Source organism: Pseudomonas sp. Con_6, from assembly GCF_059379395.1.
Map to the genome: position 1 here is coordinate 2586373 of NZ_CM182011.1, position 13740 is coordinate 2600112.

Consider the following 13740-nt stretch of genomic DNA (forward strand, 5'->3'; position numbering starts at 1 on the left):
TTCTTACAACGACAACAAGGCGGATCACATGGCCGGACTGGACAAGCGCGTTGCAACCTACGAACAGGCCCTCGAAGGCCTGACTGACAACATGACGGTATTGGCCGGCGGTTTCGGCCTGTGTGGCATCCCCGAGAACCTCATCGCCGAAATCAAGCGCCGCGGCGTCAGCGGCCTGACCGTAGTCTCCAACAACTGTGGCGTCGACGGCTTCGGTCTGGGCGTGCTGCTGGAAGACCGCCAGATCCGCAAGATGGTCGCCTCCTACGTCGGTGAGAACGCCGAATTCGAACGCCAGTTGCTCAGTGGCGAGCTGGAAGTGGAGCTGACCCCGCAAGGTACCCTGGCCGAGAAGATGCGCGCCGGCGGCGCCGGGATCCCGGCCTTCTACACCGCCACCGGCTACGGCACCCCGGTCGCCGAAGGCAAGGAAGTGCGCGAGTTCAATGGCCGCCACTACATCCTCGAAGAAGCCATCACCGGCGACTTCGCCATCGTCAAGGGCTGGAAGGCCGACCACTACGGCAACGTGGTGTACCGCAACACCGCGCAGAACTTCAACCCGCTGGCCGCCACCGCCGGCAAGATCACCGTGGTCGAGGTCGAGGAAATCGTCGAGCCGGGCGTGCTGCTGCCGACCGAGATCCACACCCCAGGCATCTATGTCGACCGGGTCATCGTCGGCACCTTCGAGAAGCGCATCGAAAAGCGCACCGTCAAAGCCTGACCCGTCCCCGCACAAGAACAACGAAGAGATCCTGACCATGGCACTTACCCGCGAACAAATGGCCCAGCGCGTCGCCCGCGAACTCAAGGACGGCTACTACGTCAACCTCGGCATCGGCATCCCGACCCTGGTGGCCAACTACGTCCCGGCGGATATGGACGTGATGCTGCAATCGGAAAACGGCCTGCTCGGCATGGGCGAATTCCCCACCGAAAGCCAGCTCGACGCCGACATGATCAACGCCGGCAAGCAGACCGTGACCGCCCGTCGTGGCGCGTCGATCTTCAACTCCGCCGAGTCGTTCGCGATGATCCGCGGCGGCCATGTCGACCTCACCGTGCTCGGGGCCTTCGAGGTGGACGTGGAAGGCAACATTGCCTCGTGGATGATCCCTGGCAAGCTGGTCAAGGGCATGGGCGGGGCGATGGACCTGGTGGCGGGGGCGGAGAACATCATCGTCACCATGACCCACGCCTCCAAGGACGGCGAGTCCAAGCTGCTGCCGCGTTGCAGCCTGCCGCTGACCGGCGCCGGCTGCATCCGCAAGGTGCTGACCGACCTGGCCTACCTGGAGATCGAGAACGGCGCCTTCATCCTCAAGGAGACCGCGCCGGGGGTGAGTGTCGAGGAAATCATCGAGAAGACCGCGGGCAAGCTGATCGTGGCCGATGATGTGAAGGAAATGACCTTCTGATCGAGTGATGGCCTTTAGGGCCTCATCGCTGGCAACGCCAGCTCCCGCAAGGTCGTGTGTCGACCGGTGGGCCTGTGTACGACGCCGACCCTGTGGGAGCTGGCGTTGCCAGCGATGAGGCCCTCGAGGTCAACATGGGTAACAACACAATGGCGGAGCCAGGGAACCACGCATTCCCTGGCTCCGCCATTGTCTTTACTGCTTCGCCTCCCGCTCATCCTGCGCCACCACCGTCTGGCACAACTCGATGATCTGCTCGCGCATCCAGCGATTCGCCGGGTCCTGGTCGGTGCTTTCGTGCCAGTACAGATGGGTTTCCAGCGGCGGCACGTCGTTCACCGGAAGGCTCGCGTAGTTGAGCTGATGGCGGCGGGCGAAGCGTTCCGGCACGGTCATCACCATGTCGGTCTGCTGCAGCACCTGCGACGCCATCAAATAATGCTGCGAACGCAGGGCGATGCGCCGCTGCAGGCCCATCTTGCCCAGCGCCAGGTCGACATAACCCAGACCATTGCGGCGGCTGGAGATATGGATGTGGGTCAGGCCCATGTAATCGTCGAGGCTGATCTTGTCCTTCGCCATCGGGTGTCCCTGGCGCATGGCGCAGACGTATTGGTCCTGCATCAGCTTGACGTGGCGCACCTGCGGGTCGGTGTTGAGCGGCGCGTCGACGGCGAAGTCCAGGCGCCCGGCGGCCAGTTCCTTGGTGGTCTCGCGGCGCTTGCACAGGAAACTCTCGATCACCACCGCCGGCGCCAGGCGGCGCAGGCGCTGGAACAGCGGTGGCAGGACCACGGCCTCGGTGAGATCGGTCATGCTGATGCGGAAGGTCTTGTTCGCCTGCAGGGGGTTGAAGATGCGGCTTTCCTGCACCGACACTCGCAGCAACGACAGGGCGTTGCGCACCGGACCGATGATGTTCTGCGCCATGGGCGTCGGCACCATGCCCTGGGCGGTGCGCACGAACAGCGGGTCGTTGAAGGTCTCGCGCAAGCGCGCCAGGGCGTTGGACACCGCCGGCTGGGTGATGCCGACGATCTGACCGGCACGGGTCAGGTTGGCTTCGGTGTAGATCGCGTCGAAGACGATGAACAGATTCAGGTCGACCTTGTTCAGGTTCATGGGCGCCGCTCTTGTTGGTGTTATCGGCCGATCATATATCGGTTATGAATGTTTATACACGCCGAAAATAGACTAGGTGGATTTTGATCGGTGATCTAGCATCCATTCCAGATCCCTTTCACGAAGAAGGTACTGCTCATGGATTTCGCCTACTCACCCAAGGTCCAGGCCCTGCGCGAACGTGTCACCGCGTTCATGGACGCCTATGTCTATCCCGCGGAGCCTGTGTTCGAGCAACAGGTCGCGGAGGGCGATCGCTGGCAGCCGACGGCGATCATGGAAGAACTGAAGAACAAGGCCAAGGCCGAGGGCCTGTGGAATCTGTTCCTGCCCGAGTCCGAGCTGGGCGCCGGCCTGACCAACCTGGAATACGCGCCGCTGGCGGAAATCATGGGCCGCTCGCTGCTGGGCCCCGAGCCCTTCAACTGCTCGGCGCCGGACACCGGCAACATGGAAGTGCTGGTGCGCTACGGCAGTGAAGAGCACAAGCGCCAGTGGCTGGAACCGCTGCTGCGCGGCGACATCCGTTCCGCCTTCGCCATGACCGAGCCGGATGTGGCTTCATCGGACGCCACCAACATGGCCGCCCGCGCCGTGCGCGACGGTGACGAATGGGTGATCAACGGCCGCAAGTGGTGGACCTCCGGTGCCTGCGATCCGCGCTGCAAGGTGATGATCTTCATGGGGCTGAGCAACCCGGACAACCCGCGCCACCAGCAGCACTCGATGATCCTCGTGCCCACCGATGCGCCGGGGGTGAAGATCGTCCGGCCGTTGCCGGTGTTCGGCTACGACGACGCGCCTCACGGCCATGCCGAAGTGCTGTTCGAGAACGTGCGGGTGCCTTACGAAAACGTGCTGCTGGGTGAAGGTCGCGGCTTCGAGATCGCTCAAGGCCGCCTCGGCCCGGGCCGTATCCACCACTGCATGCGCTCCATCGGCATGGCCGAGCGGGCCCTGGAACTGATGTGCAAGCGCTCGGTTGAACGGACTGCGTTCGGCCGTCCGCTGGCGCGGCTGGGTGGCAACGTCGACAAGATCGCCGACTCGCGGATGGAGATCGACATGGCCCGCCTGCTGACCCTGAAAGCGGCTTATATGATGGACACTGTTGGCAACAAGGTGGCGCGCAGCGAGATTGCGCAGATCAAGGTGGTGGCGCCGAACGTGGCGCTGAAGGTGATCGACCGGGCCATCCAGATCCATGGCGGGGCCGGGGTGTCTGGGGATTTCCCGCTGGCCTACATGTACGCGATGCAGCGCACCCTGCGCCTGGCGGACGGCCCGGACGAAGTGCACCGGGCGGCGATCGGCAAGTACGAGATCGGCAAGTACGTGCCGAAGGAGCTGCTGCGTAGCAGCCACTAAGTTCTGAAGAACACCGCAAACCTTGCGGGAGCGGGTTTACCCGCGATAGCGTCGGTGAATTCACCACCGTAATCGCAGGTGAACCCGCTCCCACAAGGTTCGGTGATCAGCTTTCTTTCTGGGGTGATTTTTCATCCCTTGTCTTGAACAGCGACAACACCACTCCACCCGCCAGCAACCCGAACGTCACCCCCAGCGACAACAGCGCCGGCACCTTGCCGATAAACCCGTGCAGGAAGATCTTCCCGCCAATGAAGATCAGCACCAGCGCCAGCGCGTACTTCAGGTACACGAACCGGTGCATGAGCGCCGCCAACGCGAAGTACAACGCGCGCAGGCCAAGAATCGCGAAGATGTTCGACGTATAGACGATGAACGGATCCTGGGTGATGGAGAAGATCGCTGGCACGCTGTCCACGGCAAACACCAGGTCGGCCAGTTCGATCAGCACCAGGGCGAGAAACAGCGGCGTGGCATAGAGGATCGCTTTCGATTGCCCCGGCGGCGTCAGGCGCACGAAGAAGTGCGCGTCGTGCAGGTGCTCGGTGACCCGCACGTGCTTTCTGATGAAACGGATGAACGGATTGTTGGCCAGGTCCGGATGCTCATCCTGACGACTGAACAGCATCTTCACCCCGGTGATCAGCAGAAAGGCGCCGAACACATAGAGAATCCAGTCGAACTCCTTCACCAGTGCGCTGCCGACGCCGATCATGATCGCTCGCAGCACCACCACCCCGAGAATCCCCCAGAACAGCACGCGGTGCTGGTAGCGCCGGGGAATGCCGAAGAAGCCGAAGATCATCGCCATGACGAAGACGTTGTCCATCGACAACGACTGTTCCACCAGCAAACCGGTGTAGAACTCCAGGGCACTTTGCGCGCCCATCTCGTACCAGATCCAACCCCCGAACATCACGCCGACGCTGAAGTAGCCGGCATACAGCAGCAGGCTCTCGCGCATCTCGATTTCACGCTGGTCGCGGTGCAGCACCCCGAGGTCGAAGACCAGCAGGGCGATGACGATAACGATGAAGGCCAGCCAGAGCAGGCTGCTGGTGCCGAGGAATTGGCCGCTGAAAAAATCATGCAGAGCTGTCATGAGCCCCTCCCGATGTCGAAGAAGTGACTCCGACATGGCGGCTGGATAACCGTCAGAGGGGCCCGCAGTCACAAGGTTGAGCCTAGTCGGAGCGGGACCCGGGGATGGGATGAGAGCGTTACAAAATCCTACAGGCTCTACGGAAATGTCCTTCAGTAAACCCAGGCTTCGACCCGGCGATTGCGGATCCGTCCCTGGGTATCGGTGTTGGCCGCCACCGGCAGTTCGGCGCCCATGCCAATGACATCGCGTAGCACCACGCCTTCGCGCACCAGTTCGCGGCGTACCGCCATGGCCCGCAGGCGCGAGAGCAGGTCGGCGCGACGGGCATCGTCCTTGGCATCGCCGAAGCCCACCAGCACCACCTTGCGGTCGAGCTTGCGCTGCTGCTTCAGGTACTCGGCGACCCGTTGCACATCGCGCAGGGCCTTGTTGTCCAGGGTGGCACTGCCTTCCTGGAAGCGGAAGTTGACCGACAGGCGCTGTGCTTCGCCGGACAGCCGGCGGTAGTTGGGCGGCATGTCCGCCTGCGCGGCTTCGTTGATGGTGCGTACACGCTGGTCGATGAAGCCGTTGCTGGCGACGATGGCCTGGCCGCGCGGGCCCTGGGTGAAGTCCAGCAGGGCACGGGCGAGGGGGTTGGACTGCGACGGTGGCAGGTAGAAATACAGGCGGCGCGACAGCGGGTAGTCCTCGCTGGCGATCTGCTCGGGGCTTGGCAGCATGGCCCGCGAAGTGCCGTCGGCTATCGCGAGCACGCGGGCGCCGTGCACTGTGCTCAGGCTGCTGAAACCGATGGCGTGGCGATCCTGGCGCACGGCCTCGGCCAGTTCCTCGCCGGATTCGAAGCGTTTCGCGGTGCTGACCAGGGTCTGCTGGTGCGGATCGAGCACCAGGGTCTTGAAGGTTTCCCAGGTGCCGGAGCGGTCGTCGCGGGCATACAGCTGGATCGGCCCGCCGCCAACGCCGAGTTGTTCCCAGGTGGTGACCTGGCCAGAGAAGACCTGCGCCAGTTGCTCGATGGTCAGTTGTGGCAGGGGATTGTCCGCGTGCACCAGCACGGCGACGCCGTCGAGGGCGATGACCTGTTCGGCTTCGGCGCTGGTCAGGTTGCCGAGGGCCTGCAGGTCGGCGGCTTCGCTGTCCTTGATGGGGCGCGAGGCGGCGGCGAGGTCGGCGTTGCCGGTCTTCAGGGCAATGAAGCCGGTGCTGCTGCCGTGGGCGGCGATATCGATGCGCAGGTCACCACCCTCGACACGCACCTCGTTGGCCTGGGCGCCGGGGACGGTGCGGATGTCCTGGATGCCTCGGCTTTCCAGCAGGCCGCGCGCCAGCGCCGGGGCCAATGCCGCACCGATGGTGTTGGAGCCCTGGATGCGCAGGGTATCGGCAACCGCCAGGGGGGGGAGCAGGGCGAGCAGCAGGGCGCAGAGGCGGATCATTGCCGGTGGGCACTCTCGATGGACGAAGGTGGCGGCAGATTAAGACAGAAAGATGAACAGAAAATGACGAATGCGACACGGGACCCTGTGGGAGCGGGTTCACCCGCGATAGCGTCGGCGAATTCACCATCGCAATCGCGGGTAAACCCGCTCCCACAGGGTGGTGCGTTATCAGCTCAATTCCAGCCAGATCGGCGCATGATCCGACGGTTTCTCCATCCCGCGCAGCTCATAGTCGACCCCACCCGCCTTCACGCGCGGCAACAGGCCCTGGGAAACCATGATCAGGTCGATGCGCAGCCCGCGCTTGGGCTCGTCCTCGAAACCGCGGCTGCGATAGTCGAACCAACTGAACTGGTCGATCACCTCCGGGTACAGGTGGCGGAAGCTGTCGGTCAGGCCCCAGGCCTTGAGTTTCTCCATCCACTCGCGTTCTTCCGGGAGGAAGCTGCACTTGCCGGTCTTCAGCCAGCGCTTGGCGTTGTCCGGGCCGATGCCGATGTCGCAGTCTTGCGGGGAAATGTTGACGTCGCCCATTACCACCAGCGGCTGGTCGTTCTTGAACCGGGTTTCCAGCAGGGCTTGCAGGTCGGCGTAGAAGCGCTGCTTGGCCGGGAACTTGGTGGGGTGGTCGCGGCTTTCGCCCTGAGGGAAGTAGCCGTTCATGATGGTCACCGGATTGCCGTTCTCATCGGCGAAGGTGCCCCAGATGAAGCGGCGCTGGGCGTCCTCGTCGTCGGTATGGAAGCCCTTGTGCAGGCTCAGCGGCGCCTGGCGCGAGAGCAGGGCGACGCCGTAGTGGCCTTTCTGCCCGTGGTAGTGCACGTGGTAGCCGAGGGCCTGGACTTCCGCCAACGGGAACTGATCGTCCGAGACCTTGGTTTCCTGCAGGCCGATCACGTCCGGCTGGTGCTTGTCGATCAACGCCGCCAGTTGGTGCGGCCGGGCGCGCAGGCCGTTGATGTTGAACGAGACGATCTTCATGGAAGGACAATCCTGGGGGAAAAGGCAGGATGCTAGCCGAGTCCGGCCTGTCGGGCCACCCCGTATGGCTTGCGCGGACACTGTGGTGTCTATACTCCAGCCCGACAGGAAGGAACGTTGGCGCCGCCCACTCCTCAAAGGGCAATGCCCAACCGCCATCAGGAGCACCAAGACATGCCCGAATCGTCCCCCGCGCCGGCTGAAGTGCGTCTGCTCGACGGCGGCTACAGCCGCGAGGCGCGCTCCCTGCTTTACCACGCCTACCGCCATGAACCCACCTACGGCTACTTGTTCGAAGCCGAGCGCGCGGGCTTCGACCAGCGCGTGCGGGCATTGGTGCGCGAACGGGTGCGTCAGCACTTTCTCCAGGACCTGCCGGCAATCGGCCTGCTGGTGGACGACCGACTGATCGGTGTCGCCCTGATCTCACCGCCGGTGCGGCGCCTCGGCGTCACCGAGAGCTGGGCCTGGCGCATGCGCATGGTGCTGTCCACCGGTTTTCGCTGCACCCGCCGCTACCTGGAATACCGCGCCGCACTCATGGCCTGCCTGCCCGGCGACGCCGTGCATATCCTGCCGCTGCTGGGCATCCATCCCCAGTTCCAGGGCCAACACTACGGCGAGCAACTGCTGACGGCGGTCCACGATTGGTGCGCAGAAGACGACAGTTCCCGCGGCGTGGTCCTCGATACCGGCAACGAACACTACCTGGCCTTCTACCAGCGCCAAGGCTATCTGGAGATCGGCGAGGTGGCCGTCGGGCCGATCCGCGAGCACGTGTTCTTCCACCCCGGTCCACAGCGGATCGATCGGGCGCGGGCCTGATCCAGACGGCTTTCGACATGCACGCTGCCATATGCCTCTGGTAGCATCCGCGCCTATGACGTATTCAGGACGCTTTTCCCTGGGTTTGATCCTGTGCCTGGCCAGCAGTCTCGCGGCCGCGGCGCAGAGTGAACTGGTTATCCGCATCAAACCCGCCAACAACGCACTCAAAGCCAATGTCGAGGGCTATATAGGCAGCCTCGGCGAGCGTGACGAAGAGGCGCTGGTGCGCTTCAGCCGTGGCGCCGAGGAGCAGGCCCGCAAGGCCGCCCAGGCTTTGGGTTACTACCAGCCGCAGATTTCCAGCGAAGTGCTGGCGCCCCGCGACGAAGACAAGGGGCCGCGCCTGCGCCTGACCATCGAGCCCGGCGAGCCCATCCACCTGCGCAACGTCAGCGTGCGCATCGAGGGACCGGCCAGCCAGCTCAAGGCCTTCCGCGTGCCCGACAGCAAGGTGCTGCGTAGCGGCGAAGTGCTCAACCACGGGCACTACGAGGACGCCAAGCGCCTGATCCAGAACCAGGCCTCGCGCTACGGCTTCTTCAAGGGCCATTTCACTCGCAACCGCCTCTCGGTGGACCCCGCGGCCGGCGTCGCCGATATCGAGCTGGTCTACGATAGCGGTCCGCGCTTCACCCTCGGCAAAGTGAAATTCGACGGCGATTCTCCGTTCGACGAAGACCTGCTGCAACGCATGGTGCCATTCAAGGAAGGCACCCCCTACGACTCGGAACTGATCGCAGAGCTGAATAATTCCCTGCAATCCAGCGGCTATTTCGAAGGCGTGCGGGTAGACGCCGCGCCCACCGCCGCAGAGGGGCAGAGCATTCCGGTGGATGTCAATGTGCAGACCCGCAAGCCGCGGACCATGGGCCTGGGTTTGGGCTTTTCGACCGACGTCGGGCCGCGCGGCAAGGCCAACTGGACTCGCCACTGGGTGAATCCGCAGGGACACAGCTACGGGATCGAGAGCGAACTGTCGGCGCCGCGGCAGAACATCGGCCTGTGGTACGACATTCCCCTGGACCCGCCGCTGACCGACAAACTGCGTTTTGCCGGTGGCTATCAGAACGAAGAGATTGCCAACACCGACACCCTCAGCAAGCTGCTCACCGTTGGCCCGGAGTGGCACAGCAAGCTGCCCAGCGGCTGGCAGCGGGTGATCTCGCTGAAATGGCAGCGTGAGGAGTATCGCCTGGGCGATGACTCGGGACTGAGTACCCTGCTGATGCCGGGCATCAGCTACACCTACCTGCGCAGCGACAACCGCATCGATCCGCACAACGGCTACCGCATCCAGTTCGACGCGCGGGTGGCCAAGGAAGGGCTGCTGTCCGACACCAACCTGTTCAATGGCACGGTGCTGCTCAAGGGACTCACCACCCTTGGCCAGAACCACCGTTTCCTCGGCCGTGTGCAGTTCGGCGGCAGCGCCACCAACGGCTACAAGTCGATACCGCCGTCGCTGCGCTTCTTCGCCGGTGGCGACCAGAGCGTGCGCGGCTACGACTATCAGACCCTGTCCCCGGAAAACAGCGATGGCGACCGCATCGGCGGGCGCTACATGGTCGCCGGCAGCGCCGAGTACCAGTACCAGATCGCCGACAAATGGCGCCTGGCGACCTTCATCGACCAGGGCAACGCGTTCAACAACCTGGAACTGCCCAGCCTCAAGACCGGCGTCGGTTTCGGCGTACGCTGGATCTCGCCGGTGGGGCCGCTGCGCCTCGACCTGGCCAAAGCGCTGGATGACGACGGCGGTATTCGTTTGCACTTCTCGATGGGGCCGGAACTGTGAAGCAGGCTTTGAAGATCACCGCCATTGGCCTGCTTGCCGTGCTGTCGCTGGTGCTGCTCGCCGTCTCCGTGATCATTGGCAGCCAGGCCGGCAGTCGCTGGGTGCTGGGGCTGGTGCCCGGGCTGACGGTGGAGAATTTCCAGGGTCGCCTGGCCGATCGCTGGCAGGCCGACCGCCTGGTCTGGGAGCAGGGCGGCGACCGCGTCGAGCTGGTTGCGCCTTTGCTGGAGTGGTCGCCGGGCTGTCTGCTGCGCCGCACTCTGTGCGTGGACAAGCTGCATGCGGCGAATGTCGAACTGGCCTTCGCCCCCACCGAGGCCGACCCGGACAGCGGTCCGCTGAAGCTGCCGGAACTGGACCTGCCGCTGGCCATCGAACTGGGCGAAGTGCAGGTTGGCAGCCTGCGCCTGGATGGTAACGAGCAGTTGAGCGGCCTGACCCTGGCCGCGCACTGGACCCGAGAAGGCCTGAAGATCGACAGCCTCGACCTCAAGCGCGAGGACCTGCACCTGACCCTTCAGGGCCTGCTGCAACCCGGCGGCGACTGGCCGTTGCAGGCCGAAGGGCAATTGCAACTGCCGCCCGTAGACGGCCAGGCCTGGCAACTGGCCTTGCAGGTCAAGGGCGAGTTGCAGAAGAGCCTGGAACTGCAGGCCGACAGCAGCGGCTACTTGCAAGGCCGTCTAAGCGGCCAGTTGCAACCGCTGGCCGAGCACCTGCCGGCGCAGGTGCACCTCAGTGCCACGGCTTTCAAGGCTTTGGGCAGCCTGCCGGACACGCTGGTGTTCGAGCAACTGGAACTCACCGCTCACGGCGACCTGGACGAAGGCTATCAACTGGTCGGTGCCGGCAATCTCGCGGCCAAGGACGGGCCGATCAACCTGGCCCTGCGTGGCCGGGTCGATGCCAAGGGCGCGGAACTGGCCGGGCTGGACCTGACCGCCAGCAACGAGCAGCGCCTCAATCTCACCGCCAGCGCCAACTGGCAGAACGCCCTGGCCGCCACGGCCACTCTCGACTGGCTCGACTTCCCCTGGCTGCGCCTGTATCCGCTGGAGGAAGCCCCGCAAGTGGTGCTGCACCGGCTCAAGGCACAGGTGCAGTACCGCGACGGCAACTATGAAGGTGATTTCAGCGGCGACCTTGACGGCCCGGCTGGCGCATTCAAGCTGAGCAGCCCGTTCAAGGGCGACCTCGGCCAGATCAGCCTGCCGCAGCTGGTCCTGGAAGCGGGGCAAGGCAAGGCCGCCGGCAGTGTCAGCGTGGCTTTCGCCGATGGCGTGGCCTGGGATGCGGCGCTGGACCTGAGCAACCTCGACCCGGCCTACTGGCTCGCGGAAATGCCCGGGACCCTTGGCGGACCGCTACGCAGCAAGGGCGAGCTGAAGAACGACAAGCTCTCGCTGAACGCCGACCTCGATCTCAAGGGGCGTCTGCGTGGTCAGCCGGCGGTGTTGCAGGTCAAGGCCGAAGGCGCGGGCGAGCAGTGGACTCTCGGCACCTTGCAGGTGCGCCTGGGTGACAACCAGATCAGTGGCAGCGGCAGCCTGCAACAACGCCTTGCCGGTCGCATCGATCTCAACCTGCCGCGCCTCGGCCAGCTCTGGCCGCAGTTGCAGGGCCGGGTCAACGGTCGTCTCGACCTTTCCGGCACGCTCAAGGCACCGCAGGGCGAGCTCAAGTTGCAGGGCCAGCAACTGGTGCAGGCGGAAAACCGCTTGCAGAACCTCGACCTCGATGCTCGCCTCGACGGCGCGCAGAAAGGTGTTATCAACCTTGTCGCCAGCGGCATCCGCGCCGGTGAATCGGCACTGGGCACCTTGACCGCCAAGGGCCAGGGCGATATCCGCCAGCAGCAACTGCAGATCGCCCTGGAGGGCCCGCAACTCAAGCTCGACCTCGGCCTCGACGGCCAGCTGGACAAGAACAAGGGCGACTGGCGCGGCCGCCTGTCCCGCGGCGAAATCCAGGCCGGCGGCCAGGACTGGCGCCTGCAGGCTCCGGCAACCCTGCAGCTCCTGGCCAACGGCCAGATCGACTTTGGCGCCCATTGCTGGCGCGCCGGCCAGGCCAGCCTGTGCGGCGACTCGCAGCGGCTGGCGCCGGAGCCGCGCATCCGTTACCACCTCAAGCAGTTCCCGCTGGACAGCCTGGCGCAATGGCTGCCCAAGGACTTCGCCTGGCAGGGCCAGCTCAATGCCGATATCAATCTCGACCTGCCGGCCAGCGGGCCGAAGGGTACGGTGCAGGTGGATGCCAGTGGTGGCACCTTGCGTATTCGCGAGAAAGGCCAGTGGGTGGATTTCCCCTACCAGAGCCTGCGCCTGGACAGTACCCTGGGGCCGCGCCGGGTCGATACCCGCCTGGACTTCCGTGGCGGCCGCCTGGGCGAACTGAGCCTGTCGGCGCGCATCGATCCGCTGGCGCGCAACAAGCCATTGAGCGGTGATTTCAACCTCAGTGGCCTGGACCTGGCGGTGGCGCGGCCATTCGTGCCGATGGTCGAGCGCCTGGCCGGGCAGTTGAACGGCAGCGGGAAGATTTCCGGGACCCTGCTGGCGCCGCTGGTCAACGGCAACCTGGTGTTGTCCGGTGGCGAGGTGGGCGGTGCCGAACTGCCGGTCAGCCTGCATGGCCTGACCCTGCGGGCAATGATTGTCGGCGAGCAGGTGCAACTGAGTGGCGACTGGCACAGTGGCGAAGCCGGGCAAGGGCGCCTGAGCGGCCAGGTCGGCTGGGGGCGTGCGCTGATGATCGACCTGGCCCTGCAAGGCCAGCGCCTGCCGGTCAGCGTCGAGCCCTATGCGGCGCTGGAAGTGGCGCCAGACCTGAAGATCAGCCTGCAGGGTGAGCGTCTGGCGGTTAGCGGCAAGGTGCTGGTGCCCAAGGGCACGATTACCGTACGCGAACTGCCGCCGTCGACGGTCAAGGTCTCCGAGGACACGGTGATCGTCGGTCACCAGACCGAGGAGGGCAAGCCGCCGATGCAGGTGGCGATGGACATCGATGTTGCGGTTGGCCAGGACAAGCTGTCGTTCAGTGGCTTCGGCCTGACCGCCAATCTGCTCGGCCACGTGCATATCGGTGACAACCTGGACACTCGCGGCGAACTCAGCCTGGCTGACGGCCGCTACCGCGCCTACGGCCAGCGCCTGACCATCCGCCGCGCGCGCCTGCTGTTCGCCGGACCCATCGATCAGCCGTATCTGGACATCGAGGCGATCCGCAAGACCGATGACGTGATCGCCGGCATCCGCCTGAGCGGCAGTGCCGAGCAACCCACCACCCAGGTGTTCTCGGAACCGGCGATGAGCCAGGAACAGGCACTATCCTATCTGGTGTTGGGGCGTCCGCTGAGTACCACCGGCGAGGACAACAACATGCTGGCGCAGGCCGCATTGGGACTGGGTCTGGCCGGGAGCGCGGGGATTACCGGCAGCCTGGCGTCGAGCCTGGGCATCGAGGACTTCCAGCTGGACACCGAGGGGAGTGGGCAGACCACCAGCGTGGTGGCCAGCGGTAACCTGACCGAAAAACTGAGTCTGCGTTACGGCGTGGGTGTGTTCGAACCGGCCAACACCATTGCTTTGCGCTATCTGTTGAGCAAACGCCTGTACCTGGAAGCGGCCAGTGGCCTGGCCAGCTCCCTGGACCTGTTCTACAAGCGGGATTTCTGAG

10 protein-coding genes are annotated in these 13740 nt (G+C 64.7%); 6 read left to right on the forward strand and 4 right to left on the reverse strand.

The genetic code is table 11. The annotated features are described in order from the left end of the window. The first annotated feature begins 28 nt into the window (after positions 1–28). Positions 29–727, forward strand: a complete 699-nt coding sequence (locus AC5QPF_RS11565; protein ID WP_494963338.1) for a 3-oxoacid CoA-transferase subunit A — start codon at positions 29–31, stop codon at positions 725–727. Positions 728–764: 37 nt separating this feature from the next. After that, positions 765–1421: a CoA transferase subunit B gene (locus tag AC5QPF_RS11570; protein WP_075803256.1), complete on the forward strand. Its 657-nt coding sequence runs from the start codon at positions 765–767 to the stop codon at positions 1419–1421. Between the two features lie 195 nt (positions 1422–1616). Here the strand turns inward: AC5QPF_RS11570 and AC5QPF_RS11575 are convergent, their stop codons facing one another. Further along, entirely contained in the window at positions 1617–2543 is a 927-nt protein-coding gene (locus AC5QPF_RS11575) for a LysR substrate-binding domain-containing protein (RefSeq protein WP_494963339.1), read from the reverse strand. A gap of 138 nt (positions 2544–2681) precedes the next feature. On the opposite strand from AC5QPF_RS11575, the gene AC5QPF_RS11580 reads away from it, so the two are divergent. Continuing rightward, complete coding sequence (locus AC5QPF_RS11580; RefSeq protein ID WP_494963340.1) at positions 2682–3911, forward strand: acyl-CoA dehydrogenase family protein; 1230 nt, start codon at positions 2682–2684, stop codon at positions 3909–3911. 106 nt (positions 3912–4017) lie between these two features. Here AC5QPF_RS11580 and AC5QPF_RS11585 read toward each other — a convergent pair whose 3' ends face one another. The 3 genes from AC5QPF_RS11585 to xthA all read right to left on the reverse strand — a co-directional run bounded on the left by AC5QPF_RS11585 (position 4018) and on the right by xthA (position 7439). Continuing rightward, complete coding sequence (locus tag AC5QPF_RS11585) at positions 4018–5013, reverse strand: TerC/Alx family metal homeostasis membrane protein (protein WP_494963341.1); 996 nt, start codon at positions 5011–5013, stop codon at positions 4018–4020. Between the two features lie 152 nt (positions 5014–5165). After that, on the reverse strand, positions 5166–6455 hold the full coding sequence (locus AC5QPF_RS11590) for a substrate-binding domain-containing protein (protein WP_494963342.1): 1290 nt from the start codon (positions 6453–6455) through the stop codon (positions 5166–5168). A 171-nt stretch (positions 6456–6626) separates the two neighbouring features. Then, complete coding sequence (gene xthA / locus AC5QPF_RS11595; protein WP_494963343.1) at positions 6627–7439, reverse strand: exodeoxyribonuclease III; 813 nt, start codon at positions 7437–7439, stop codon at positions 6627–6629. Positions 7440–7613: 174 nt separating this feature from the next. Between xthA and AC5QPF_RS11600 the strand changes: the two genes are divergently transcribed. From AC5QPF_RS11600 to AC5QPF_RS11610, 3 genes are read left to right on the forward strand one after another with little or no spacing between them, the layout of a single operon-like run. Next, the gene (locus AC5QPF_RS11600; protein WP_494963344.1) at positions 7614–8264 is read left to right on the forward strand and encodes a GNAT family N-acetyltransferase; all 651 of its coding nucleotides are present in this window, start codon (positions 7614–7616) and stop codon (positions 8262–8264) included. Between the two features lie 55 nt (positions 8265–8319). Next, entirely contained in the window at positions 8320–10062 is a 1743-nt protein-coding gene (locus AC5QPF_RS11605) for a BamA/TamA family outer membrane protein (protein WP_494963345.1), read from the forward strand. Continuing rightward, positions 10059–13739 (forward strand): translocation/assembly module TamB domain-containing protein, encoded by a 3681-nt coding sequence (locus AC5QPF_RS11610; RefSeq protein WP_494963346.1) that lies wholly within the window; start codon positions 10059–10061, stop codon positions 13737–13739. Before AC5QPF_RS11605 ends, AC5QPF_RS11610 begins: the two co-directional genes overlap by 4 nt. Position 13740 lies beyond the last annotated feature (1 nt).